This is a genomic window from Streptomyces sp. NPDC007983, from assembly GCF_042958345.1.
Classification (GTDB): domain Bacteria; phylum Actinomycetota; class Actinomycetes; order Streptomycetales; family Streptomycetaceae; genus Streptomyces.
Genome location: NZ_JBIBJI010000003.1, coordinates 835,664 through 860,132, shown reverse-complemented (window position 1 = coordinate 860,132; position 24,469 = coordinate 835,664). Strand labels below are relative to the sequence as shown.

At 73.1% G+C, this 24,469-nt stretch carries 21 protein-coding genes and 1 tRNA gene; 16 read left to right on the top strand and 6 right to left on the bottom strand.

All coding sequences use genetic code 11. From position 1 onward, the window contains the following. Window positions 1–80: 80 nt before the first annotated feature. Both ACFZCY_RS13170 and ACFZCY_RS13165 read right to left on the bottom strand, forming a co-directional pair. Window positions 81–1,418 (bottom strand): sensor domain-containing protein, encoded by a 1,338-nt coding sequence (locus ACFZCY_RS13170; protein ID WP_391171915.1) that lies wholly within the window; start codon window positions 1,416–1,418, stop codon window positions 81–83. A 143-nt stretch (window positions 1,419–1,561) separates the two neighbouring features. Then, window positions 1,562–2,836, bottom strand: a complete 1,275-nt coding sequence (locus ACFZCY_RS13165; protein WP_391171913.1) for a sensor domain-containing protein — start codon at window positions 2,834–2,836, stop codon at window positions 1,562–1,564. A gap of 205 nt (window positions 2,837–3,041) precedes the next feature. Between ACFZCY_RS13165 and ACFZCY_RS13160 the strand changes: the two genes are divergently transcribed. The 12 genes from ACFZCY_RS13160 (at window position 3,042) to ACFZCY_RS13105 (ending at window position 14,848) form a co-directional block, all read left to right on the top strand. Continuing rightward, window positions 3,042–3,458 carry an NADH-quinone oxidoreductase subunit A gene (locus ACFZCY_RS13160; protein ID WP_123105487.1) on the top strand — a complete coding sequence of 139 codons (417 nt, stop codon included), beginning with the start codon at window positions 3,042–3,044 and terminating at the stop codon, window positions 3,456–3,458. Then, a complete protein-coding gene (locus tag ACFZCY_RS13155) occupies window positions 3,449–4,054 on the top strand; it encodes an NADH-quinone oxidoreductase subunit NuoB (protein WP_391171910.1) in 606 nt (201 codons plus the stop codon). Before ACFZCY_RS13160 ends, ACFZCY_RS13155 begins: the two co-directional genes overlap by 10 nt. Beyond that, window positions 4,051–5,742 carry an NADH-quinone oxidoreductase subunit C gene (locus ACFZCY_RS13150; protein WP_391171908.1) on the top strand — a complete coding sequence of 564 codons (1,692 nt, stop codon included), beginning with the start codon at window positions 4,051–4,053 and terminating at the stop codon, window positions 5,740–5,742. The genes ACFZCY_RS13155 and ACFZCY_RS13150 overlap by 4 nt, the downstream gene beginning before the upstream one ends. Next, window positions 5,739–6,701 carry an NADH-quinone oxidoreductase subunit H gene (locus tag ACFZCY_RS13145; RefSeq protein ID WP_391171906.1) on the top strand — a complete coding sequence of 321 codons (963 nt, stop codon included), beginning with the start codon at window positions 5,739–5,741 and terminating at the stop codon, window positions 6,699–6,701. The genes ACFZCY_RS13150 and ACFZCY_RS13145 overlap by 4 nt, the downstream gene beginning before the upstream one ends. After that, complete coding sequence (locus ACFZCY_RS13140) at window positions 6,701–7,324, top strand: 4Fe-4S binding protein (RefSeq protein WP_391171904.1); 624 nt, start codon at window positions 6,701–6,703, stop codon at window positions 7,322–7,324. Before ACFZCY_RS13145 ends, ACFZCY_RS13140 begins: the two co-directional genes overlap by 1 nt. Next, window positions 7,321–7,881 (top strand): NADH-quinone oxidoreductase subunit J, encoded by a 561-nt coding sequence (locus ACFZCY_RS13135; protein WP_391171902.1) that lies wholly within the window; start codon window positions 7,321–7,323, stop codon window positions 7,879–7,881. Before ACFZCY_RS13140 ends, ACFZCY_RS13135 begins: the two co-directional genes overlap by 4 nt. Further along, window positions 7,881–8,306 (top strand): NADH-quinone oxidoreductase subunit NuoK, encoded by a 426-nt coding sequence (nuoK, locus tag ACFZCY_RS13130; protein ID WP_391171900.1) that lies wholly within the window; start codon window positions 7,881–7,883, stop codon window positions 8,304–8,306. Before ACFZCY_RS13135 ends, nuoK begins: the two co-directional genes overlap by 1 nt. Beyond that, the gene (locus ACFZCY_RS13125; RefSeq protein WP_391171898.1) at window positions 8,303–10,321 is read left to right on the top strand and encodes an NADH-quinone oxidoreductase subunit L; all 2,019 of its coding nucleotides are present in this window, start codon (window positions 8,303–8,305) and stop codon (window positions 10,319–10,321) included. Before nuoK ends, ACFZCY_RS13125 begins: the two co-directional genes overlap by 4 nt. Before the next feature lie 3 nt (window positions 10,322–10,324). Then, window positions 10,325–11,920 carry an NADH-quinone oxidoreductase subunit M gene (locus ACFZCY_RS13120; protein WP_391171896.1) on the top strand — a complete coding sequence of 532 codons (1,596 nt, stop codon included), beginning with the start codon at window positions 10,325–10,327 and terminating at the stop codon, window positions 11,918–11,920. Then, window positions 11,920–13,461 carry a proton-conducting transporter membrane subunit gene (locus ACFZCY_RS13115; RefSeq protein WP_391171894.1) on the top strand — a complete coding sequence of 514 codons (1,542 nt, stop codon included), beginning with the start codon at window positions 11,920–11,922 and terminating at the stop codon, window positions 13,459–13,461. The genes ACFZCY_RS13120 and ACFZCY_RS13115 overlap by 1 nt, the downstream gene beginning before the upstream one ends. 134 nt (window positions 13,462–13,595) lie before the next feature. Beyond that, a complete protein-coding gene (htpX, locus tag ACFZCY_RS13110; RefSeq protein WP_361485008.1) occupies window positions 13,596–14,459 on the top strand; it encodes a zinc metalloprotease HtpX in 864 nt (287 codons plus the stop codon). Then, entirely contained in the window at window positions 14,456–14,848 is a 393-nt protein-coding gene (locus ACFZCY_RS13105) for a YccF domain-containing protein (protein ID WP_391171891.1), read from the top strand. Before htpX ends, ACFZCY_RS13105 begins: the two co-directional genes overlap by 4 nt. Here the strand turns inward: ACFZCY_RS13105 and ACFZCY_RS13100 are convergent, their stop codons facing one another. Next, window positions 14,849–16,093 carry a helix-turn-helix domain-containing protein gene (locus ACFZCY_RS13100; RefSeq protein WP_391171889.1) on the bottom strand — a complete coding sequence of 415 codons (1,245 nt, stop codon included), beginning with the start codon at window positions 16,091–16,093 and terminating at the stop codon, window positions 14,849–14,851. It abuts the gene before it with no gap. A gap of 116 nt (window positions 16,094–16,209) precedes the next feature. Between ACFZCY_RS13100 and ACFZCY_RS13095 the strand changes: the two genes are divergently transcribed. Further along, entirely contained in the window at window positions 16,210–16,536 is a 327-nt protein-coding gene (locus tag ACFZCY_RS13095; RefSeq protein WP_391171886.1) for a hypothetical protein, read from the top strand. Window positions 16,537–16,600: 64 nt separating this feature from the next. Here the strand turns inward: ACFZCY_RS13095 and ACFZCY_RS13090 are convergent, their stop codons facing one another. Then, window positions 16,601–17,089, bottom strand: coding sequence for a YajQ family cyclic di-GMP-binding protein (locus ACFZCY_RS13090; RefSeq protein WP_055556037.1), 489 nt, complete (start codon window positions 17,087–17,089; stop codon window positions 16,601–16,603). 196 nt (window positions 17,090–17,285) lie between these two features. On the opposite strand from ACFZCY_RS13090, the gene ACFZCY_RS13085 reads away from it, so the two are divergent. The 3 genes from ACFZCY_RS13085 (at window position 17,286) to ACFZCY_RS13075 (ending at window position 18,865) form a co-directional block, all read left to right on the top strand. After that, a tRNA-Tyr gene (locus tag ACFZCY_RS13085) sits at window positions 17,286–17,367 on the top strand. A gap of 65 nt (window positions 17,368–17,432) precedes the next feature. Further along, window positions 17,433–18,104 carry a UTRA domain-containing protein gene (locus ACFZCY_RS13080; protein ID WP_391171884.1) on the top strand — a complete coding sequence of 224 codons (672 nt, stop codon included), beginning with the start codon at window positions 17,433–17,435 and terminating at the stop codon, window positions 18,102–18,104. Between the two features lie 2 nt (window positions 18,105–18,106). Continuing rightward, window positions 18,107–18,865 carry a glycosyltransferase gene (locus tag ACFZCY_RS13075; protein ID WP_391171881.1) on the top strand — a complete coding sequence of 253 codons (759 nt, stop codon included), beginning with the start codon at window positions 18,107–18,109 and terminating at the stop codon, window positions 18,863–18,865. Between the two features lie 12 nt (window positions 18,866–18,877). Here the strand turns inward: ACFZCY_RS13075 and ACFZCY_RS13070 are convergent, their stop codons facing one another. Further along, entirely contained in the window at window positions 18,878–19,798 is a 921-nt protein-coding gene (locus tag ACFZCY_RS13070) for an FkbM family methyltransferase (protein ID WP_391171879.1), read from the bottom strand. Window positions 19,799–19,992: 194 nt separating this feature from the next. After that, window positions 19,993–23,985 (bottom strand): hypothetical protein, encoded by a 3,993-nt coding sequence (locus ACFZCY_RS13065; RefSeq protein ID WP_391171877.1) that lies wholly within the window; start codon window positions 23,983–23,985, stop codon window positions 19,993–19,995. Window positions 23,986–24,469: the final 484 nt, after the last annotated feature.

Genomic DNA, 24,469 nt, shown 5'->3' with positions numbered 1-24,469 from the left:
CTTTGTCGCACAGTCGGGGCCAGCATTCCAGGGTTCGTACGGATCCGCCGCGCATATCGCGCCCGCCGTGCGGGCCGCCGTCAGCGCCAGGGCAGCTCCACGGTCACCGAGGTCGGGCCGCCGGGCGGGGAGTGGACGATCAGCACCCCGTCGACCGCCTCGATGCGCTCCGCGAGCCCCGCGAGACCGCTGCCCCCGGCCGAGGTGGTGGCCCCGCCCCGCCCGTCGTCGCCGACCCGCAGCATCACCCGGCCGTCGGCGCGCCACACGTCGACGTCGGCCCTGCTGGCGGCGCTGTGTTTGCTGATGTTCTGGAGGAGTTCGGAGACGGTGAAGTAGGCGATGCCTTCGATGGCGGGTGCGGGGCGCTGGGGTAGGTCGGTGGTGACGGTGACGGGGACGGTGCAGCGGGCGGCGAGTGCGGAGAGGGCGGGGCCGAGTCCGCGGTCGGTGAGGATGGCGGGGTGGATGCCGCGGGCGAGGTCGCGGAGTTCTTGGAGGGCGAGTTTCACTTCGCCGTGGGCTTCGTCGACCATGCGGGCGGCTGCTCGGGGGTCTTCGTCGAGTTTTTCCTTGGCGAGGCCGAGGTCCATGGCGAGGGCGACCAGGCGGGCCTGTGCTCCGTCGTGGAGGTCGCGTTCGATACGGCGCAGGTCGGCGGCGGCGGTGTCGACCACCGTGCCCCGGTCCGACTCCAGCTCCCACACCCGGGTCGCCAGCCGGGACGGGCCCAGCAGCCCGGTGACCAGGAGCCGGTCGACGGACGTCAGCGCCCGCATCACCCACGGCGTCGCCAGCAGGACCAGCACCCCGAGGACACAGGACACGACGACCTCGAACGGGGTGTCCAGGTAGAAGTGGCGGTCCCGGCTGTCGTCCCCGAACAGCTCCAGACCCGGCTGATCGATGTACGCGGGGAAGACCCACCGCCACAGCGGATACGTCGCGAATGCCCAGCCGTAGCAGGCGAACACCGTCGCGAAGGTGAAGGCGAAGATCGCCCACGGCAGGTGCAGCAGCGCGTACAGCACATGCCGCCACGAGGTGCCGCTCTTGAGCAGCGCGCCCACCCACGACACCGGCCCCCGCTTGCCGCCGGGCGCGCGGACCGGCTCCGGCTCGGCCACCTCCAGCCTCAGCAGCGCACGGGCGCGGGCCCGCTCCACGACCCCGATCCCCCGGCAGCCCGCCAGGGCGGCGCCGAGCACCGGAACGCCGAGGAAGGTGATCAGGAGGCCCGCGCCGAGGGAGAGCATGACGGCCGCGTACGTGAAGGTCAGGATCGACACCGGCAAGCTGATCACCAGGTACAGGAACTCACGCCAGACGCGGGCCTCGAACGGCGCGCGCAGTGCCGGGGGCACCAGGCGGTGCCGCGGTTCGCTCCCCGGCCCGTACGGTCCGTATGCGGTGGCCATCTCGTCGTCCGTCCTCCCGAAGCCGGAGCCAGTGTCCGGCTTGCCCGCTGTGGTCGTCCTTCAGCGTCCCCGGCGCCGGTGGCCCGGGCCATGAAGCGGGTCGGCGTCTTCGTCCGGGGGCTAACCCCACCCCCGGCGCCGCTTTACGGGCCCGTCCGGCGGGCCGCAGCCGTGCGGCGGGGGACTCCGCCCGTACGGCTCGTACCGTCGCGGTCGCGCCACGGCAGCTCGGCGTCCACCGAGGTCGGGCCGCCGGGCGGGGAGTCCACCCGGAACCGGCCGTCCACCGAGCCGAGCCGCTCCGCGAGCCCCGCCAGACCGCTGCCCCCGGCCGGCGACGCCCCGCCGCGCCCGTCGTCCCGCACCCGGATCAGCAGCCTGCTGCCCGACCGGGACAGCGCGACCGACGCGGTCCTGGCGGCGCTGTGTTTGCTGATGTTCTGGAGGAGTTCGGAGACGGTGAAGTAGGCGATGCCTTCGATGGCGGGTGCGGGGCGCTGGGGTAGGTCGGTGGTGACGGTGACGGGGACGGTGCAGCGGGCGGCGAGGGCGGAGAGGGCGGGGCCGAGTCCGCGGTCGGTGAGGATGGCGGGGTGGATGCCGCGGGCGAGGTCGCGGAGTTCTTGGAGGGCGAGTTTCACTTCGCCGTGGGCTTCGTCGACCATGCGGGCGGCTGCTCGGGGGTCTTCGTCGAGTTTTTCCTTGGCGAGGCCGAGGTCCATGGCCAGGGCGACCAGGCGGGCCTGTGCTCCGTCGTGGAGGTCGCGTTCGATACGGCGCAGATCGGCGGCGGCCGTATCGACCACCGTCCCCCGGTCCGACTCCAGCTCCGCTATGCGCCGCTCCAGCCCGTCCGACGGCGACAGCAGCCCGCGCACCATCACCCGGTCGACATGGGTCAGCGCCCGGGCGATCCACGGCAGCACCGGCCAGGCGATGAACAGCGAGGTCAGCGTCACCGCGAAGGTCAGGACGGCCCAGGGCAGCCGGATGGCGGCGTAGAGCGTGGCCCGCCAGCCCACCGGGTCCCGCAGGCTCCGCCACAGCCAGCTGAAGAAGCCGTCGTCGAGCCCGCGCGGCATGCGGCTGGGCTCGTCCACGTGGAGCGCCAGCAGCGCACGGGCGCGACGCCGCTCGGACCGGGCCAGCAGCCGGCTGCCCAGCAGCCCCATGGCCAGCACCGGCAGCCCCCCGATCGTGACCGCCATGCCCACGCCCACGGTCAGCCACAGCAGGGCGTAGACGAAGCCGAAGATGCCCATCGGCAGATTGATCAGGAGATGGGCGATCTCCTTCCACGTCTGCGCGGGATACGCGAAGGCGGGCGGGCGCGGCAGCCGCTCGCCGCCCTCGCCGCCCTCGCGGGGGGAAGCGCCGGGCGAGCCGTCGGGGGAGCCGTCGGGGGAACTGGAGGTCATGGCAGCAAAGACTGCCGCGCCCCGGCGGGCGGCGCCATGGGGTACATCGCCGGGCGTGAGTGGGGCTAGCCCCACCCGTCCCGGGCTCCGCATGCCGGACGGGCGGACCGCCCCACCGCCGGTAGGGCCTAGACTCCCGTGCGTACGGATCGTCGAACACACGAGGTCGACGAGCAGCAGGCAGGACAGGGAGCGAGGGGCGGACGTGCCGGAGGCGACGACCGTACGCGCGGCCAGTAGCGTCCCGCTCGCGGCCGACTACTTCCACGCCTATACGGTGGTGGGCCTGGTCGCGGCGGTCGGGGTGATCTTCGTGGCCGTGGCCTTCGGGGCAGGGCGGCTGCTGCGGCCGGTGGTGCCGACGCCTGAGAAGCTGCTGACATACGAGTGCGGTGTGGACCCCGTGGGCGAGAGCTGGGCACACACCCAGGTCCGCTACTACGTCTACGCTTTCTTGTACGTGATTTTCGCGGTGGATTCGATCTTCCTGTTCCCATGGGCGACGGTCTTCGCCGCGCCCGGTTTCGGCGCCGCCACCCTGGTGGAGATGTTCATCTTCCTCGGGTTCCTCGCCGTAGGTCTGCTGTACGCATGGAAGAAGGGCGTCCTGGAATGGACGTGACACCGACCCCCGCGCAGGCTCCCGTGGATCTCCCGGAGCCGCGCCGCCTCGGCCCGCTCGCCCGGCTGGCGCCCGAACCGATGAAGGTGGTCCTGAACTGGGGCCGCCGCTACAGCCTGTGGGTCTTCAACTTCGGGCTCGCCTGCTGCGCCATCGAGTTCATCGCCGCCTCGATGGCCCGCCACGACTTCATCCGGCTCGGCGTGATCCCCTTCGCGCCCGGACCGCGCCAGGCCGACCTGATGGTCGTCTCCGGGACCGTCACCGACAAGATGGCGCCCGCGGTCAAGCGGCTCTACGAGCAGATGCCGGAACCGAAGTACGTGATCTCCTTCGGCGCCTGCTCGAACTGCGGCGGCCCCTACTGGGACTCGTACGCCGTGACCAAGGGCGTCGACCAGATCATCCCGGTCGATGTGTACGTCCCCGGCTGCCCGCCCCGGCCCGAGGCGCTGCTCCAGGGGATCCTCAAGCTCCAGGAGAAGATCGCCCGCGAGTCGCTGGGGGAGCGGTACGCCACGGGCGGCCGCCCGTCCACGGCCGCGCTGCGCAGCGGCCTGGTCGCGCCCCCGGCTGCCGGGGAGGACGCACGATGACCGAGCCGAACGAGGCCGCCGAGCCGGACGTGGTGGGCTGGCTGCCGCGTCCCGCAGCCGAACTGTTCGGCACGGGCGCCACGGCCGAGGAGGCGTACGGCCTGCTCACCGTCGACGTGCCCGCCGAGGTCTGGACGACGGCGCTGGAGACCGCCCGCGACACCCTCGGCTGCACCTACTTCGACTGGCTGAGCGCGGTGGACGAGCCCGGCGAGGGCTTCCGGGTGGCCGCGCACGTCGTCGCCCTCGCCGCCCCGGGCGCCGGTATACGCCGCCTGCTGGTCCGCACCACCGTCCCGCACGACGCGGCCACCCTGCCCACCGCCGTGGGCGTCTACGCGGGCGCTGCCTGGCACGAGCGCGAGACCCACGAGATGTTCGGGATCGGCTTCGACGGCCACCCCGGCCTCGCGCCGCTGCTGCTGCCCGACAACTTCGAGGGCCACCCGCTGCGCAAGGACTTCGTGCTGGCGGCCCGGGTCGCCAAGGCCTGGCCGGGCGCGAAGGAGCCGGGGGAGTCCGATCATGGCGGCCCCAAGCGGCGCCAGATGCTCCCCCCGGGCGTGCCCGACCCCAACGAATGGGGCCCGCTCAAGGGCCAGCTGCCGCCCGCCCCCGCCCGCCCGGCCCGTGGCGCCCGCGCGGCGGGCGACCGCCCGGTCCGCCGCGCGCGCAGTGCGTCGGCCGGTTCGGCGTCCCAGTCCGGCGAGGCCGCCGAGCCGAAGGCCGCGGGTGCCGCACCGGCCGAGCGCCCGGCGCGGCGGACGCGCAGCGCGTCGGCGGGCTCGGCGAGCCGGCAGGCCGCGGCGGCTGCCGACGCGGCGCCGACGCCGGACGCCCCGGCGGCCGAGCGCCCCGCGCGCCGTACGGGCGGCGCGGGCGAGGCCCCGGCGCCCGAGCGGGACAGCGCGACCACGCCCGGTGCCTCGGGCTCGGCACCGGCGGAGACCGGTGCGGAAACCCCGGCGGAGACCGCGCCCCCGGCGGCCGGTCGCCCGGCGAGGCGCACACGCAGTGCGAGCGAGGGCTCGGCGAGCCAGCAGGCCGCGGCGGCCGACGACGCGGCGCCGACGCCGGACGCCCCGGCGCCCGAGCGCGACGGCGCCACGTCCGGCGACGCGGGGTCCGGCACTACGCCGCCAGAAGCCTCGGGCTCGACACCGGCCGAGCGCCCGGCCCGCCGGGCCCGCAGCGCGAGCGACGGCTCGGCGAGCCAGCAGGCGTCCGCCGACGCGCAGGCCGATGCGACGACGCCCGACGTGTCGGGCCCCGCCACGGAGGCCGCGCGCCCGGCGCGGCGGCCCCGCGCGTCCGACGCCCCGTGGCACCACGCGCGCCCGGCGTATGACGACGCGGCGCAGTCCGGCCCCGCGCCGGAGGCCCCCGCGAAGGACGCCGCCGAGTCGGGAGCGGACGACGGCCGGTCCGGCACGCGGAACCAGGACGCCCCGGAGCAACCGGACGGCGCGAAACGCCGCGCCGCCGAACCCGAACCCGCGCAACCGGGAACCGGTGAATCCGGCACCGCCGAGCCCGAAACCGGCCGACCCGACACCGCGCGACCCGGCCCCGCCGAACGCGGCACCGCCGAACCCGGCCGCACGGAACCCGACCGTGCCGCCGAACCCGGTGGCCCGAGCCACGACGAGACGACCCACCCCGACGGCCCCCCAGGAGGCACCGCGTGAACGACGTCCTCGACGTCGCGCTGCGACTGCTCGTCCTCCTCGTCGCGTTCCTGGTCCTCCCGCTGCTGGTCGGTCAGACCGAGCACAAGGTCATGGCCCATATGCAGGGCCGCCTCGGGCCGATGTACGCGGGTGGCTTCCACGGGTGGGCCCAGCTGGTCGCGGACGGCGTGAAGTTCGCGCAGAAGGAAGACGTGGTTCCGGCCGGGGCCGACCGGCGGATCTTCCAGCTCGCGCCCGCCGTCGCGCTGCTGCCGTATCTGCTGGTCCTGGTCGCGATCCCGATCGGCCCGGACGGCGCGGTCGGGCAGGCCATCGACGCGGGCATCTTCTTCGTGCTCGCGGTGATGGGCGTCGGCGTGCTGGGCTCGCTGATGGCGGGCTGGGCGTCGGCCAATAAGTTCTCCCTGCTCGGCGGCTTGCGGACGGCCGCCCAGCTCATGGCGTACGAGCTGCCGATGCTGCTCACCGCCGCGTCCGTGGCGATGGCCGCGGGCACGGTGTCGCTGCCCGGCATCCTCGACGCGTTCCAGTGGTGGTGGGTGCCGTGGCAGATCGTCGGCGGGCTGGTGTTCTTCACCGCCGGGCTGGCCGAGCTGCAACGCCCGCCGTTCGACGCCCCGGTGGCCGACTCCGAGATCATCTTCGGCGCGTACACCGAGTACACCGGGCTGCGCTTCGCGCTCTTCCTGCTCGCCGAGTACGCGGGCATCGTCATCCTGTGCGGGCTGACCACCGTCCTGTTCCTCGGCGGCTGGCACGGTCCGCTCGAAGGCGATGTGGGCTGGCTGTGGACGCTGCTCAAGACGGCCGTCCTCGCCTTCGTCGTGATCTGGCTGCGGGTGAGCTATCCGCGGCTGCGCGAGGACCAGCTGCAGAAGCTCGCCTGGACCTGCCTCATTCCGCTTTCTCTCGCCCAGATCGCCCTCACCGGCGTCGTCAAGGTGGTGATCTCCTGATGGGTATTCCCGGTTCCGGCCTGGCCAAGGGCCTCGCCGTCACCCTGCGCACGATGACCCGCAGGTCGCACACCGCGCAGTATCCGGAGGCCCAGCCCGAACTGCCGCCCCGTACCCGTGGGGTGATCGGGCTGTTCGAGGAGAACTGCACGGTCTGCATGCTGTGCGCGCGCGAGTGCCCGGACTGGTGCATCTACATCGACTCGCACAAGGAGACGGTGCCCCCGGCGGCGCCGGGCGGCCGCGAGCGCAGCCGCAATGTGCTGGATCGGTTCGCCATCGACTTCGCCCTGTGCATGTACTGCGGTATCTGCATCGAGGTGTGTCCTTTCGACGCGCTGTTCTGGTCGCCGGAGTTCGAGTACGCGGAGGAGGACATCCGCGACCTCACCCATGAGCGGGACAAGCTCCGCGAATGGATGTGGACGGTGCCCGCGCCGCCCGCGCTCGACCCGGCCGCCGAGGAGCCGAAGGAGATCGCCGCCGCCCGCAAGGCCGCCGAGAAGGCCGCCGCGGCCGAAGCGGCGAAGGCGGCCGAAGCGGCGAAGGCAGCCGAGGCGGCCGAAGCGGCCGAAGCGGCCAAGGCAGCCGAGCCCGACGGGCAGAACGGGGCCGCCTCGTGAGCACCGCGGTCCACCTGGCCGCCGGCGGCCACGGGTTCCTGTCGCCCACCGGTGTCGAGATCGCCTTCCTCCTGGTGGGCATCGCGACGTTCGCCGCGGCCGTCGTCACCGTCACCACCAAGCAGCTGGTGCACGCCGCGCTGTGGCTGGTGGTGGCGCTCGGCGGGCTCGCCGTGGAATACCTGCTGCTCACCGCGGAGTTCATCGCCTGGGTGCAGGTGCTGATCTACGTCGGCTCCGTCGTCGTCCTCCTCCTCTTCGGGCTGATGCTGACCAAGGCGCCCATCGGCCGCTCCCCGGACGCCGATTCGGGCAACCGCCCCGCCGCCCTCGCCGTGGCCGTCGCCTCGGCCGCCGCGCTGGTGTGGGTGGTCGTGGACGCCTTCCGGGCCACCTGGATCGATCTGGACAAGGGCGTGCAGGGCTCCACCGCGGTCTCCGGGACAAGCCTGTTCCGGTACTGGGTGCTGCCGTTCGAGGCGCTGTCCGTGCTGCTGCTCGCCGCGCTCGTCGGCGCGATCGTGCTGTCCCGCAAGAAGGTCGAGGAGAAGCGCTGATGCACCTCGCCTACCCCGCCGTGCTCGCGGTCCTCCTCTTCTGCACCGGCCTGTACGGCGTCCTGGCCCGCCGCAACGCGATCCTGGTGCTGATGTCCGTCGAGCTGATGCTCAACGCCGTCAACCTCAACCTCGTCGCCTTCGACGTCTGGCTCCGCGACACCCTGCACGCGGGCCAGGCGCTCACCCTCTTCACCATCGCCATCGCCGCCGCCGAGATCGGCATCGGTCTCGCCATCGTCCTCCTCGTGTACCGCAACCGGGGCACCTCCGACGTCGACCGGCTCCGGGACCTGGCCGACCCCCCGCCGACCGGCCAGGTGCCCATGGACGACAGCGACGACAGCATGGCAGCCGCCACTGACAACGGCCCCGACAACGGCCCCGACACCGAGGCATCTCGCGCCCGGAGGCAGACCGCGTGACGACCACGACCGCCGCCGTTCTCGTCCCGCTCCTGCCCTTCCTCGGTGCCGCCGCGGGACTCCTGCTCGGCCGCCGCGCCCCCGGCTTCGTACGGCCCCTCGCCATCGTGCCCACCCTCGCCGCGACCGTGCTCGCCGTCCTCGTCGCCGTACGGCAGGGCGGCGGCGAAGGCGCCGGGAAGGCGCCGCTGACCCTCGCCACCCGGCTCGCCGACACCGGCTCGGTCCCGATCGACCTGGCGCTGCACATCGACGGGTTCGCCGCCCTCGTCGCGGTCCTCGTCGGCGTCGTCGCGTGCTGCGTGCAGATCTACTCGACCGGCTATCTGCGGGACGACCCCCGCTACCCGTCCTACGCCGCCCTCGTCTCCCTCTTCACCGCCGCGATGCTCCTCGTCGTCTACTCCGACGACCTGATCGTGCTGCTCGTCGGCTGGGAGATCATGGGCATCTGCTCGTACTTCCTGGTCGGCCACTACTGGGAGACCGCGGCCGCCCGGTCCGCCTCGCTCAAGGCGTTCCTCGTCACCAAGCTCGGCGACGTCCCGTTCCTGATCGGCATCTTCGCGCTCGCCGGGGACACCGGCACGTTCCGCATCAGCGAGATCTACGCCCGGCTCACCGCCACCACCTCCGGCATCCCGCTGGACCACCCGACCCTGATCGCGCTGCTGCTGCTGGCCGGGGTCGCGGGCAAGTCGGCCCAGTTCCCGCTGCACACCTGGCTGCCGGACGCGATGGCGGGCCCCACCCCGGTGTCCGCGCTGATCCACGCCGCCACCATGGTCGCCGCCGGTGTCTACTTCATCGCCCGGCTGCTGCCCGTCTTCGCGTCCTCCGCCGCCGCGCTCGCCGTCCTCGCCGCCATGGCGGCGATCACCATGGTCGGCTCGGCGCTCGCCGCGCTCGCCCAGGACGACATCAAACGCGTCCTCGCCTACTCGACCGTCGGCCAGCTCGGCTACATGACCGGCGCGCTGGCCGTGAACGACCGCGGCGCGGCCGTCTTCCACCTCATCGCGCACGGCGCGTTCAAGGCACTGCTCTTCCTCGGCGCGGGCGTGATCATCCACGCGGCCGGGACGAACTCCCTGGCCGCCATGTCCCGGATGAGCGGCCTCGCGAAGCGGATCCCCGACGCCTACTGGACCATCACGGTCGCGCTGCTCGCGCTCGCCGCCATCCCGCCGTTCGCGGGCTTCTTCTCCAAGGAAGCCGTCCTCGGCGCCGCCGAGCACGCCGCCACCGGCCACACCTCCGCCGTGCCGTCGGGCGTCGGCTGGACCGTGCTCACCGCCGGGCTGCTCACCGCGCTGCTCACCGCCGCGTACGCGGGCAGGCTGTGGCTGCTCGCCTTCCGCGGCAAGGGCGAACCGGCCCCCGACCACGGCAAGCAGCCGATCACCCTGAACGTCGTCCTGTGGGTGCTCTTCGTCCCCACCCTCGCCCTCGGACTGTCCTACCGCACCCTCCCCGACTGGTTCGACGGCGAGACCCTCACCCCCACCCTCACCACCTCCGTCCTCGGCACCGGAGCCGCCCTCATCGGCGTGCTCGTCATGTACGCCGCCTGGCGGCACACCTCGGCGCGGGCCGCCCGCGTACCGCTCGGCGCCGTGGCCGCCCACCCGGACGCCGCCGACGCCGTCTCCGAGGTCGAGGCCATCGCCACCCACGAGGCCGCCTACGGCTCCATCGCCGGGGCCACCGACCCCGCCGACCCCGGCCGCCTCCTCCTCGGCCCCCTCCACCGCCACGCGGCAGCCGGTTTCCACCTCGACGCCGTCTACGGCGCCCTGTTCGTCCGCCCCGTGCGCGCCGCCGCCGGCCTCGTCCGCTTCCTCGACCGCGAGGTCGTCGAGACGTACGTACGCGGCGCGGCCGGCGCCCCCCGCCTGCTCGGCGCGGCCGTCCGCCGCGCCCAGAACGGCAATGTGCAGACCTACCTCGGCGCGCTGCTCGCGGGCTCCCTCGTCCTGGCCGTGGCCGCCGTCCTCGTCGCAGCGGGAGCCTGACCCGTGAACCACACCGTCCTGCAATACCTCCTCGCGGCCGTCGTCGTGCTCCCCCTGCTCGGCTCCGTCGCCGCCCTGCTCCCGGCCCCGCCCGGCCTGAAGGGCCGCGGCCCGGACCAGGCCGTGCTGCGCCACGGCGTCACCGTCACCGGCGCCGTGCTCGCCGCCGCCGTCGCGCTCGCCGTCGGCTTCGACCACGGCCGCCCGGGCACGATGCAGGCCCAGACCGACATCAGCTGGATCCCGGCGCTGGACATCCGGATCCACCTCGGCGTGGACGGCGTCTCGCTGCCCCTGCTCGTGCTGACCGCGCTGCTGACGTTCCTCTGCGCGCTGTACAGCTACTCCAAGATGCCCGCCGGGGGCTCCGCCAAGGGCTTCGTCTCGCTGCTGCTCCTCCTGGAGGGCGGCACCCTGGCCAGCTTCGCGGTCCTCGACCTGATGCTGTTCTTCCTGGCGTTCGAGATGACGCTCATCCCGATGTACTTCCTCATCAACCGGTGGGGAGGCGCCGAACGGGAGCGCGCCGCCTGGCGGTTCATCCTCTACACGCTGCTCGGCTCCGTCGTCATGCTGCTCGGCCTCCTCCTCGTCGGGGTCAAGGGCGGCACCTTCGACATGGTGGCACTCGCCACCCATCCTTCTGATAGCGCCTCCGGGCTCAGCCACACCACCCAGCTCATCGCGGCCCTCGCCATCATCGCCGGACTCGCCGTCAAGGCCCCGATGTGGCCGCTGCACAGCTGGCTGCCGGACGCCCACACCGCCGCGCCCACCGTCGGCTCGGTCCTCCTCGCGGGCGTACTGCTGAAGATGGGCACGTACGGACTGGTCCGCATCGTGCTGCCGATGGTCCCCGAGGGCGCCCACACCTTCGCGCCCTACCTGGCCGCGTTCGCCGTCGTCGGCATCATCTACGGATCCCTCGCCTGCCTGGCGCTCGCCCGCAGCGGCGCGGGCGGCGACCTCAAGCGGCTCATCGCCTACTCCTCCGTCGGCCACATGGGCTTCGTGCTGCTGGGCATCGCGACCCTCACCCCCACCGGGGTGAACGGCGCGCTGTTCGCCAACATCGCCCACGGCCTCATCACCGGCCTGCTCTTCTTCCTGGTCGGCGCCCTCAAGGACCGCTCCGGCACCACCGACCTGGACCAGCTCTCGGGCGCCAGCGGCGCCGCCCTCTATGGCAGGGCGCCCCGCCTCGGCGGACTGCTCGCCTTCGGCGCCGTCGCCTCCCTGGGACTGCCCGGACTCGCCGGGTTCTGGGGCGAGATGCTCGCCATGTTCGGCGCCTTCGAACCCGCCGACGGGCTCAGCCGCCCGGCGTACCTCACCTATATGGCGCTCGCCGCCTTCGGCACCCTGCTGACCGCCGCCTACATGCTCATCGTCGTACGGCGCGTCTGCATGGGCGACCACCCCGTGGAACCCGGGGCCGAACACGGCGCCGCCCGGCCCGCCCTGGCCGACGTCCACGGCTACGAATTCGCCGCCTGGAGCCCCCTGGTGGCCCTCACCGTCCTCGCCGGACTGTGGCCCGCGGCCCTCCTCGGCCTCACCGACCCGGCCGTGCAGCAGCTCCTCGCGGGAGGCAACTGATGACACCGATCGCCTCTGGTCTCGCCGCGGGCCTCGTCCAGTCCGTCGACTGGCCCGCCGTCGCCCCGCCCACCATCGCCGCCGTGGCCGCCCTCGTCGTCCTCGTCGCCGACCTCTTCCTGCCCGAGCGCAGGAAGCCCCTCCTGGGATGGCTGGCGATCGCGGGCCTGCTCCTCGCCGGGCTCAGCCTGCTGCCCCTGCTCCACGGAGACCGCTCCACCTTCTGCGTCGGCTCCGGCGGCGCCGAGGCGTGCAGCTACACGGCCGATTCGTTCACCCTCGTCATCCAGCTCCTGGTGCTCGGCGGGGCGCTGCTCACCGCGCTGCTGTCCGTCAGCGGCATCCAGGACCTGCGGCTCCCCGCGGGCGAGTTCTGGTTCCTGCTGCTGTCGTCCGCCTCCGGCGCGGCCCTGCTGCCCGCCTCCCGGGACCTCGCGACCCTCGTCGTCGCCCTGGAGGTGGCCTCCCTCCCCGCCTTCGCGCTCGTCGGGCTGCGCCGGGAGAGCCGGCTCTCCTCCGAGGCCGCGCTGAAGTTCTTCCTCTCCTCGGTCACCGCGACCGCCGTCATGCTGCTCGGCGTCAGCTTCGTCTACGCCACCACCGGCAGCCTGCACCTGTCCCGGATCGCCGACGGCCTCACCCATGTCGACCCCCGGCTCGACACGCTCGCCCAGACCGGCGTCGTCCTCACCCTGGTCGGCTTCGCCTTCAAGACCGCCGCCGTGCCCTTCCACTTCTGGGTCCCGGACACCTACGTCGGCGCGCCGATCCCGGTGGCCGCCTACCTCTCCGTGGTCGGCAAGGCGGTCGGCTTCTCCGGCCTCATCCTGGTGACCCTCCTCGCCTTCCCGTCGTACGACGACGTGTGGGGCCCGGCCATCGCCGTCCTCGCCGCGCTCACCATGACCGCGGGCAACGTTGCCGCGCTGCGCCAGCGCCCCGAGCGCGCGCACAGCGCCGTCCGCCTGCTGGCCTGGTCCTCCATCGGCCAGGCGGGTTATCTGCTGGTCCCGATCGCCGCCGCCGGGTACGCGGGCTCCGCCGACGACGCGTCCCAGGCCATCGGCTCGACCGTCGCGTACGCCCTCATGTACGCGGCCGTGAACCTCGGCGCCTTCGCGGTCGTCGCCCTCGTCGCCCGTACGCACGCCACCGGCCGCATCACCGACTACCGCGGCCTGTACGCGGCCCGCCCGGCCACCGCCCTCGCGCTCGGCTTCTTCCTGCTGTGCCTGGCCGGGCTGCCGCCGGGCATCATCGGGCTCTTCGCCAAGGTGACCGTCTTCTCCACGGCCGTCCACGCGGGCCTCGGCTGGCTGGCCGTCGTGATGGCGCTGAACGTGGTGATCGCCCTCTACTACTACCTCCAGTGGACGGCCGTCCTCTTCCGCGCACCGGAACCCGCGGGTGCGGCGACCGTCACCCCGGTGCCGGCCACCGCCCCCCTGACGGCCGCCATCGGCCTCGCCGCCGTCCTCGGCATCGCCCTCTCCGGCGCCCCCCAGCTCGTCCTGCGGTTCGCCTCCGGCGCCCTGCTGTAGGGGCACCCACGGTGCACATGGGTGCACAAGGGAACTAGTGACCCTCACCCGCCGTTGACCAGTTCAGGGACGGTCCACTGAAAGGTGGAGACACCAGTCAAGGGTCCCCCTGGGCATCATTGGGAGGGCGTACCGTGCACCGCCGGCACAACGGGCTGAAGACCGCCGTACTCCTCGGGGGACTGTCCGCGCTCATCATCGTCATCGGCAGCTTCTTCGGCCGGATGGGGCTGATCATCGCGGTGTTCGTCGCCCTGGGGACGAACGCGTACGCCTACTGGAACAGCGACAAGCTCGCCCTGCGGGCCATGCGGGCGCGTCCCGTCAGCGAGTTCGAGGCGCCGGGGCTCTACCGGATGGTGCGCGAGCTGTCGACCGCCGCCCGGCAGCCCATGCCGCGGCTCTACATCTCCCCGACGGAGGCCCCCAACGCCTTCGCGACCGGCCGCAACCCGCGCAGGGCGGCGGTCTGCTGCACCGACGGCATCCTGCGGCTGCTCGACGAGCGGGAGCTGCGGGGGGTCATCGGCCATGAGCTGAGCCATGTCTACAACCGCGACATCCTCATCTCCTCCATCGCGGGCGCGCTCGCCAGCGTGGTGGTGTTCCTGGTCAACTTCGCCTGGCTGATCCCGGTCGGCCGGTCCGACGACGACGAGGGCCCCGGATTCATCGGGATGCTGCTGATCATGTTCCTGGGCCCGCTCGCGGCCGCCATCATCCAGCTCGCCGTCAGCCGCTCCCGTGAGTACGAGGCGGACGCGTCCGGCGCCCAGCTCACCGGCGACCCCCTGGCCCTCGCCAGCGCCCTGCGCAAGCTCGAAGCGGGCACGCAAGCGCTGCCACTGCCCCCGGAACCCCGGCTGGAGACCGCCAGCCATATGATGATCGCCAACCCGTTCCGGGCCGGGGACGGAATGGCAAAGCTCTTCTCCACCCACCCGCCCATGCGGGAGCGGATCGCACGACTCGAAAAAATGGCGGGGGAGCAACCATGAGAACCATTCTGAATATCATCTGGCTCGTGCTCAGCGGCTTCTGGATGGCGTGCGGCTATGTGCTCGCCGGTCTGCTGCTGTGCATCACCATCATCGGCATCCCCTTCGGGATCGCCTCGTTCCGCATCGCCGGGTTCGCCCTGTGGCCCTTCGGCCGCACGGCCGTCCCCCGCCGCGACGCGGGCGCCGCCTCCTGCGTGGGCAATGTGCTGTGGATCGTCCTCGCGGGCTGGTGGCTCGCCCTCGGCCACATCGTCACCGGCGTCCTGCTGTGCGTCACGATCATCGGCATCCCGCTGGGCGTCGCCAACTTCAAGCTGATCCCGATCTCCCTGACCCCCCTCGGCCACGACATCGTCCCGACGGACCGCCCCTTCGCCGCCCGCTGATCACCCGGCGAGCAGCCACCCGTGCTCGTCGAGCAGGTCGCGCACCTCGGGTACGTCCTCGAAGGCGCGCAGTCGGCGCAGGACGACGCGGGAGCGCTCGGCGGCCCGCTCACTGGCCACGTCTGCCGAGGCCGTGACGACGAGCCGCGCCTCGGCGGCGGCCCGCTCCGGCTCGTTGGCGTCCGCGAGGGCGACCGCCAGCCATGAGCGGTACAGGGCGACCTCCCGCGCATGGGTGGCGTCGTACCGGGCCAGCACCTCGGTGAGGAGCGGTACGGCCCGCAGCGGGCGCCGCAGCTCGGTGAACACCCGGGCGTCCATCACCTCCAGCTCCGCACGGCTGACCCAGTAGGCCCACAGCGGCGCGTCGGCGCCGCCGTCCGCCGCCAGGGCCTCGTGCGCCGCACCGAGCGCCCGGACGGCGGGCTGCGCCTCCCCGGCGCGGGTGTGGGCCCAGGCGACGCGGTCGAGGAACAGCGCCCTGGCCTCCGCGGGGGCGTCCGGGCCCGCCTCCTCGACGGCCGCGAGGGCCAGGCGCAGGCCCTCGCGCTCCCGCCCGGTGTTGCTCAACTGGTAGCCGAGGCTGCCCGCGAGATGGGCCACGAGCGGCCCGTCGCCCGCCTGGCGCGCGGCCGAGATCCCGATGGTGTACGCGCGCTCAGCCTGCTCGTGGTGGGCGGCGTCGCTCGCGATCCACCCCGCGGTCTGAGCCAGCTCGCCGATCTGCACCAGGAGCGCCCTGCCCACGTCCTCGGCATGGCTGGTCTCCCGGTACAGCCGTACGGCCGACCCGAGTTCACGGAAGGCGGGGCCGATCAGGTCGCCGCCCGCCAGCACGTCGTCGGCCAGTCGCAGCCCATGCACGCGTGCCGCGAGGCGGGCCACCGTCCCGGTGCCGATACGCCGTCCGGACCGCGCCCCGAGCGGTGCCAGCGGGTCGCCCGGTGGCAGCAGCTCGGCCAGGGAGGCCGACGGCCCGCCCGGGGCGGTGTCCGTCTCGCCCCGGGCGTAGGCGGCGGCCCGCTCCAGCTCGCTCACCGGCACACCGAGCGCCTGCGCCAGGGCGGGGAGCCAGTCATCGGGCACCCGCGCGCCCCGCTCCCACCGGGAGATCTCGTGGCGCGTGACGGAGTCCAGTCCGGACAGCGCGCACAGCCGCTCCGCCAACTGCCGCTGGCTCCGCCCCGTGGCCCGCCGAAGGCGTGCGAGACAGCTGCCGAACCACATGCGCCGCTCATCGCTCATCCTGGCCCCCCTCCCCGTCCCAGTCTGGCCCCTCCCAGGCCCCCTGGGTGGCTCCTCCGCGAGGTCAACGGAGCCATTTCGATGGAGTCACGCACCGACGACGGAAGCAGACCACCATGCCGGACCGCACCGCCCGCGATACCGAACCGCCATTGCGCCTACTGCCCTGGACGACCACGGACGGCAAACCCTGCTACCTCTCCTCCGGCGACGCCGACAGCCGGATGAACCGGCGGGCGGACGAGATCGAGGCGCTGCAACTGCGCATGGGCACTGAACTGCTGGCCCACGCCCGCGCCCTGCTGGGCGACCGCGGGGCGCATGCCGGGGAACTCCGCTACCTGGCGCACCGGCTGACGGAAGCCCTCCGTGACGCCCTGCGGATCGCCGAGAGCCGGGGCGGCCGGCTGACCGCCGCCGGCGCGGGCGACGGTCCGCCGTGAACCAGAGGCGGTACGCGAACGCCGGGGCCCGCAGGCCCCGGCGCGCCGTAACCCGGCGCGAGAGCTACCGGTAGTTGACGAACTGGATCGCGAAGTCCAGGTCCTTCCCCTTCAGCAGCGCGATCACGGACTGCAGATCGTCGCGGCTCTTGGAGGTGACCCGCAGCTCCTCGCCCTGCACCTGCGCCTTGACGCCCTTCGGGCCCTCATCGCGGATGATCTTGGCGACCTTCTTCGCGTTGTCCTGCGAGATGCCTTCCTGCAGGGAGGCGAAGATCTTGTACTCCTTGCCGGACGCCTGCGGCTCGCCCGCGTCCAGCGCCTTCAGCGAGATCCCGCGCTTGACGAGCTTGGACTGGAAGACGTCGAGGATCGCCTTCACCCGCTCCTCGGAGTTCGCGCGCATCTCGATCCGCTCGCCCGACCAGTCGATCGAGGCCCCGACGTTCTTGAAGTCGTAGCGCTGGGAGATCTCGCGGCTCGCCTGGTTGAGCGCGTTGTCGACCTCCTGCCGCTCGACCTTCGAGACGATGTCGAAACTGGAGTCGGCCATCTTGAGTTGGCTCCTCGTACGTAGATCCGTCAGTGGCACGGCCCAGCGGACCGTAAGCGCCAGCCTAGCCATCCCGGCCATGATCCAGAGGCGATCAACCGGGTGGCGGACCACCCCCCGGCATCAGGTATTGTTTACGTCGTTGCCAGGGAGCAGCACCGCGAAAGCGGGGCAGGACACCTGGCCACACATCCCAGGCGGTGTGCCCGAGTGGCCAATGGGAGCGGACTGTAAATCCGTCGGCTTAGCCTACCCAGGTTCGAATCCTGGCGCCGCCACGCTGGGAAAACGGCCCCCGAGCTGCGAATACGCGGCCGGGGGCCGTTGTCATTACGCTGAGAACGTGCCCAGGTACGAGCAGATCGCCGACGCGCTGCGCCACGGCATCCGCACCGGACGGCTCCGCCCGGGGGAGCGGCTGCCCGCCGAGACCCCGCGCCATCGCGTCGAGCGGGGCAACGACCGGCACCAGTGGGAGAAGGACCGGGCACGGCGGCCCAGGGCCGAGCGCCTGAGCACCGGGGCCACGGAGCACGACACCGGGCTGGAGGTGACCGATCTCGCCTTCCACGCCGAGTACCGCGAGGCGACGGCGGATGAGGACCTGGCGGCGGTCTTCGGGGTGCCCGTGGGCACGCGGCTGCTGGAGCGGATCTACCGCACCACGTGCCGCGCGGAGGACGCCCCCTTCGCCCTGGTGCACTCCTATCTCGTCCACGGCGTCGTGGCCGCCAACCCGGATCTGCTCGACGCCGCCAACGAGCCCTGGCCCGGGGGCACGCAGCACCAGCTCTCCACGATCGGCGTCGAGCTGGACCGCGTCGAGGAGCGGGTCACGGCCCGCCCGCCCACGGCGGAAGAGGCCGGGGCGCTCGGCCTCGAGCGGGGCGTCTCGCTGCTGCTCATCCGGAAGATCTGCGTCGACACCGGCGGCCGGGTCGTCGAGGTCTCGGATGTGCGGCTCCCCGGTGACCGTACGGAGCTGGTCTTCACCACGCCCCTGACAAGGTGGTGACCATGCCGAACACCATCACGGTCATCACCGCGGTCCACGCCCCCGCCGCCGGGCATCTGCCGGACGCGTACCGCTCGTTGTGCGAGCAGGAGCTGCCGGACGGCTGGGAGTGGCAGTGGGTCGTCCAGGAGGACGGCGAGACCGACGCCGTACGCCCCTACGTCCCCGCCGACCCACGGATCAGTTTCGGCCAGGGCCGGGCCGGGCGGGCCGCCATGGCCCGCACGATGGGGCTCTCCCGCGCCGAGGGCGCGTACGTCAAGGTGCTGGACGCCGACGACATGCTGACCCCCGGCGCCCTCGCCCGCGACCTGCGCGCGCTCAATGAGAACCCGGAGCTGGGCTGGGCCACCTCGCGCGCCCTGGACCTGCTGCCCGACGGCTCCACCGTCGGCTTCGAGGGCGATCCGCCGCAGGGCCCGATCGCGCGCGGCGCTGTCCTGGACCACTGGAAGACCCACGACTACCGGGCCCAGGTCCACCCGGCGACCCTGTGTGTGCGCCGCGACCTGCTCCTGGCCCTCGGCGGCTGGATGGCCCTGCCCGCGTCCGAGGACACCGGGCTGCTGATGGCCCTCAGCGCGGTCAGCCGCGGCTGGTTCACCGCCGAGACCGGCCTGCTGTACCGCAAATGGCCCGGCCAGGTCACCAGCCACGCCGCCCACGCCGACGCGACCGAGCGCGAGGCACGCTTCGCGGTGGTCGAGGCGCGCGCCCGCGTCCTGGCGGCGATGGACGGCTGGCGGTACGAGGCGGGCTGAACCCGGCCGCGGTCAGGGCAGCGTTTCGGCGTCGGTCCGGGAGAAGACCAGGTCGCTCTCGGCCGTGACGGGGCCCCGCCACCGCACCGGCACCTGAGGAGCGCGCAGCAGGGCGGCCGGGTAGCTGCCCGCCGCGTAGTCGTTGGCCAGGCGGTAGGTGTGGAAGCCGTGGGACGCCAGGGCTTCCAGCAGCTCTTCGACGGATTCCCCCAGGTCGGCCATCCGCTCCGGGGTGACCTCGATGGTCAGCTCCGCGTCCGGCCGGAGCCGGCCGAGCATCGGGACCAGGCCCCGGACGACACCGCCTTCCGCACCCTCGACGTCGATCTTGATGACCCTGGCCCGGGCGATCTCCTCTTCGGTGAGCAGGTCGGGCAGCGGGCGGGCCGCGATGTCGAAGGTGGACTCGGCCGGGCCGTCGTAGGGGACGATGCTGTTGGCGCCCATGTTGCGCGAGCTGGCGAGGATGAACGTCAGCAGCTCGTCGCGATCGGACACGGCGGCGTTGAGGGCGCGGATGTTGGTGGAGCCGTTGCGCCGGGCGTGCCGCAGGAGCAGCTGGTGGAACGTCGGCGAGGCCTCGACCGCCACCACCGACCCGCCGGGCCCGACCAGACGTGAGGCGAGGACGCTGTAGTAGCCGATGTTGGCGCCGACGTCCACGAACCCGTCGCCCGGCCTCAGCCTGCGCTGGAGCCAGCGCGTCATATGGGGTTCCCAGACGCCGAAGAGGTACAGGTACCGCTGGATGAGGTCCTGGGTGTCGACGGCGAAGGTCGCGCCGAAGCGGGTGCGGGCCAGGCGGCGCAGGGGGCGGTCCCGCAGGGCGGTGTTCAGGTACCGCTCGACCAGGGCCCGCTTCCCGGCGCTCCAGGGCGCGTGGCGGACGTAGGCGCGGCCGAGGTCCAGGGCCGCCTGGTCGAGCCACGGCATCACAGGTGACCTCCAGCTTCGCGCCGAGCGGCGCCCGCGGTCGTAGCGCACGCAAACGCCCGATCGCTGGCGACGGGGGATGCACCAGCGATCGGGCTGTTCCCAAGCGTAACGCGACTCCGCGCGTCCGGGTGCCGACTGGTCGGAATGAACACGGAGTTGTGATCGTGATCACGCACGGAGGGCCCCTTTCCTCAGCGCCCGCACGGGGGCTCGTACGACATCCGGGGCAGATAGTCGTGCCAATTCTCCGCCGTCAGGACGCCCCGGGTCATCGAGCAGACGCGATGGATGGCCTTGTCGACGTCCAGGTCCCACAGCCGGATGGTGTCGGCGCCGGTCGACACCCCGAGCATCCGGCTCTGGGGGCTGAACGACAGGAAATTGCCGGTCTTGGCGTTGGGGCTCATCGACTGGCCGATGGGAGCGGCCTTGGACGGGACGCTGATGTCCCAGATCCGGACCGCGTTGTCGTTGCCGCCGCTCGCCAGGGTGGTGCCGTCCCGGCTGAGCGTCAGCGACACGATCGAGTCGGTGTGGCCGGTGAGCGGGCGGCCCAGCCGGGTCGCCCTGCGGGGATGGGTGACGTTCCAGAGCCGGACCGTGTTGTCGTCGCTGCCGCTGGCCAGCGTGTTGCCGTCCGGGCTGTAGGCGAGCGCGTTGATGGGGCCGAGGTGGCCGGTGAGCGGCGCGCCCAGCCGCTCGACATGGCGCCGGTCGGTCACGTTCCACAGCCGGATGGTGTTGTCCGCGCTGCCGCTGGCGAGCGTGCGGCCGTCCGGGCTGAAGAGGAGGGCGTTGACGTAGCCCTTGTGGCCGGTGAGCGGCGCGCCGAGCGGACGGACGTGGGACGGGTCGCTGACGTCCCACAGCCGGATGGTGCGGTCGTCGTACACGGTGGCCAGCGTGTGCCCGTCCGGGCTGAAGGCCAGCGCGCCGGCGAACCGGGTCCGCAGGTCGATGGGGGGCCCGGCGGGGACGGGCCGGGCCGGGTCGGCGACGTTCCACAGCCGCACCGCGGCTCCCCCGGTCATCGCCGCGAAAATGCGGCCGTCGGGGGAGAACGCCGGCTCCCGCACCGAGCCCTTCCCCATGGCGAACGGCTTGCCCATCGGCACCGGCCGCCCCGGCTTCGCGACGTTCCACATCCGGACCTTCTCGTCGCGCGCCGCCGTGGCGAGCACCTTCCCGTCCGGGCGGAACGCCCCCACCCGCCCGATCATGTCCGACGTCGGGATCGACCACAGGCGGACCGTGTTGTCGCCGGTCCCGGTGGCGAGGGTCCGGCCGTCGGGGCTGAAGCCGAGGGCGTACATCTCGCCGCTGCTTCCGGCCAGCGGCTCGCCGACCTGCGACGGATACGCCGGATCCTGGACGTTCCACAGGCTCGCCGTGCTGTCCTGGCTGGCGGCGGCGAGCATGTTGCCGTTCGGGCTGAAGGCCACGGACCAGATGGGCCCCGAGTGGCCGGTGAGCGGCGAGCCCAGCTCCTCCACGTGCCGTGGATCGCCGACGTCCCACAGCCGGATGGTGTTGTCCGCGGCGCCGCTGGCGAGGGTTTTGCCGTCCGGGCTGAACGCCACGGAGTGGATCAGGTCCGTATGGCCGGTCAGCGCCTTGCCGATCCGCTTCGGATGGCGCGGATCGGCCATGTTCCACAGCCGGATCTTGCCGTCGTCGCCCCCGCCCGCCAGCGTCCGGCCGTCGGGGCTGAACGCGACGGAGCGCACGGCGGCGGTGGGGCCGGTCAGCGAGCCCAGCGGCTTCGGCCGCCGTCGGTTGCCCACGCCCCACAGGCGGACCCGGCGGTTGTCGGTGGCGGCGGCCAAGGTCTTCCCGTCCGGGCTGAAGGCGAGCAGGTAGATCGTGCCGTCATGGCCGGACAGGGGCTTACCGAGCGACCGCGGATGGCGGGGATCCGTCACGTCCCACAGGCGGACCGTGCCGTCGTCGCCCGCGCTGGCGAGGGTCCGGCCGTCCGGACTGAAGACCGCGCTGCTCACCCAGCTGGTGTGGCCCGTCAGCGGCTTGCCCAGCGGTTTGGGGCGGGTCGGGTCGCGGGTGTCCCAGAGCCGGACGGTCCGGTCGTAGCTGGCGGTCGCCAGAAGCCGCCCGTCCGGGCTGAACGAGGTGAGGTAGACGGCACCGGTGTGGCCGAGCAGCGGGGTGGCCAGCGGCGCGTTCACGATCGAGACCAGCCGGTTCCGCGTCGCCTCGTCGTCCGGCCGCAGCCGGTGGGCCACCAGGGCGAGCTGGGCGGACAGCGACGGATCGCGGTACTCGAAGCGGTCGGCCTCGGTGACCACCTGCTCGAACACCGCGTCGTCCCGCTGCTGCCACGCGACCACCGCCGAGCCGACGGCCACCATCGCCAGGACGATCAGCGCCGCCACGGCGCTCCGGCTGAGCCAGATGGTGCGCTTGCGCAGCCGCACCGAGGCGGCCAGGAACTCCACCGCGCTGCGGGTCAGCAGGGTGTCACCGGCGGACTTCGCCCAGGTGTGGGCCTGCTCCAGCCGGGAGCCCCGGTAGAGCAGCGACGGATCGCGGCCCATGCCCTCCCAGGACCTGCCGTCCTCCTCCAGGCGCTGGCGCAGCAGATGGTCGTTCCGGCCCTCGTCGATCCAGTCGCGCAGCCGCGGCCAGGCGTGCAGCAGCGCCTCGTGGGTGATCTCCACGGTCTCCGCGTCGAGGGTCACCAGGCGGGCGCGGACCAGCGCTTCGAGCGATTCCTGCGTCTTGCCGGGTTCCGTCGACTCCTCCGACAGCTGGCGCCGCGTCCCCCGCCTGCGGGTGGCCTGGGTGTCCTCGCCCAGCCGCACCAGCCGCAGGAGCAGCAGCCGCGCGGCGGTGCGCGCCGCCGGGTCGAGGCCGGACCAGGCCCGTTCGGCCGTCGCGGCCACCGCCCCCTGGATGCCGCCCGCCGCGCGGTAGCCGGCCAGGGTCAGCCGCCCCGCCTTGCGGCGCTGCCAGGTGGCCAGCAGGGCGTGGGAGAGCAGCGGCAGCACCCCCGCGTCATGGGTGCCGCCGGGGCCGTCGGCGCTCACCTCCCGCACGATCAGCTCCGCGAGACCCGGTTCGAGTTCCAGGCCCACGGCCTTCGCCGGGCCGGTCACCGCCTCGCGCAGTTCGGCGACGGTCAGCGGGCCGAGCACCATGTGGCGGTGCTGCAGCGCGTCGGCCAGTTCGGGGTAGGCCAGGCACTGCTCGTAGAAGTCGGCGCGGATGCCGAGGACGACGAGGACGGGGGCCGGGTCGCCGGTGCCGGCGGGTGAGCACGCGGCGTGCAGCAGCTGGATGAACGTGCGCCGGTCCGTCTCGTCGGTGCCGAGGGTGAACGCCTCCTCGAACTGGTCCACGATGACGACCGGCCGGGCGGCGGCGGAGGTCTCGCCCTCCGCCCATGCCGTGACGGCCTCCCGCACCGCGCGGGCGAACCGCGGCGTGCCGGGCGCCTTGGCGCGGACGACGTCCGCGAGCTGGGGTATCCGGCGGGTCAGCTCCGCGAGCGGATCGCCGCCCGGGGCCAGCTGGAGCACCGCGCGCCCCCGCCCGTCCCCGTCGCCCAGGGCGCCCTTCTCCAGGGCGGGCACCAGCCCGGCGTTCAGCAGGGAGGACTTCCCCGCCCCCGAGGCGCCCACGAGCATGACCAGGCCGCCGGTCTTCTCCGTCGCGCGCAGCTGACCGACGAGCGCTTCGGTGCTCCGCTCCCGGCCGAAGAACCACCGGGCGTCCTGCTGCCGGTACGCGGCCAGCCCCCGGTAGGGGCACACCGCGCCGGGCACGGCCGGGGCGTCGGCCGGGGGTTTCTCCTCCTCGTCCGCGGCCGCCGGGGGGCGCTCGCCGACCGGGTCGGCCACCGCGCGCTCCCACAGCCGCTGCCACTGGGCCATGTCGTACAGGCCGGTGGACACCGGGGCGCGCCGCAGCCGCCGGGCGTCGGGGATCAGGACGTGCAGCACCGCCGCGAGGGCCGCGAACTGAGCGGGTACGTTCTTGGCCCGCCGCCAGTCGCTGATCCGCTGAGCGGACACCCGCACGGGCCGCCCCCGCTCGTCGACCCGCTGAAGCCGGACGACCGCCTCCGCCACGCTCTTCAGGGGAGGGTTGCCGGCCTCCCGGTAGAGCAGCGCAAGACGTTCCGCGAAGGCCGTGCGTACCCCTGAGTCGGAACTCAAGGTCTCCACTCCTTACTTCCCCCGCGCCTGGATCTCCGGACCGGAAAACTCACTTTATACGGATGACCTGCGACGAAGGCCGCGGCCCGCGGCCGGAACCTCCTCGGCGGACGGCACAACTGGCAGGATCACAGAGCAACAGCGCACACGATCGCGGCGCCCGGCCGGACCATCGGCTCGGACTCCTGGCCGCCGCCGCGTCGTCCACCGAACCGACTCTCCCGCGATCCGCACCCATACGGGGGGGTGCGGATCGGCACCGCCCCACCGTTCGGCACCGGTCCCCGCGTGGGGAGGGACCGGCGCCGAACGCCGTGGGGTGTGGAGGCACTTGTTCCGGCGCGGCCGCGGCACGGCGCTCGACGCCATGTGTGCACGGGCACAGGACGACTCGGCCGAGTGACGCGGCGAGGCGTCACTCGGCGGGTACTTCACGGCTGGCCGACGCTCAGACATGCACTGATCCCATGGCCGCCGCCGCCGATAGGCAAGG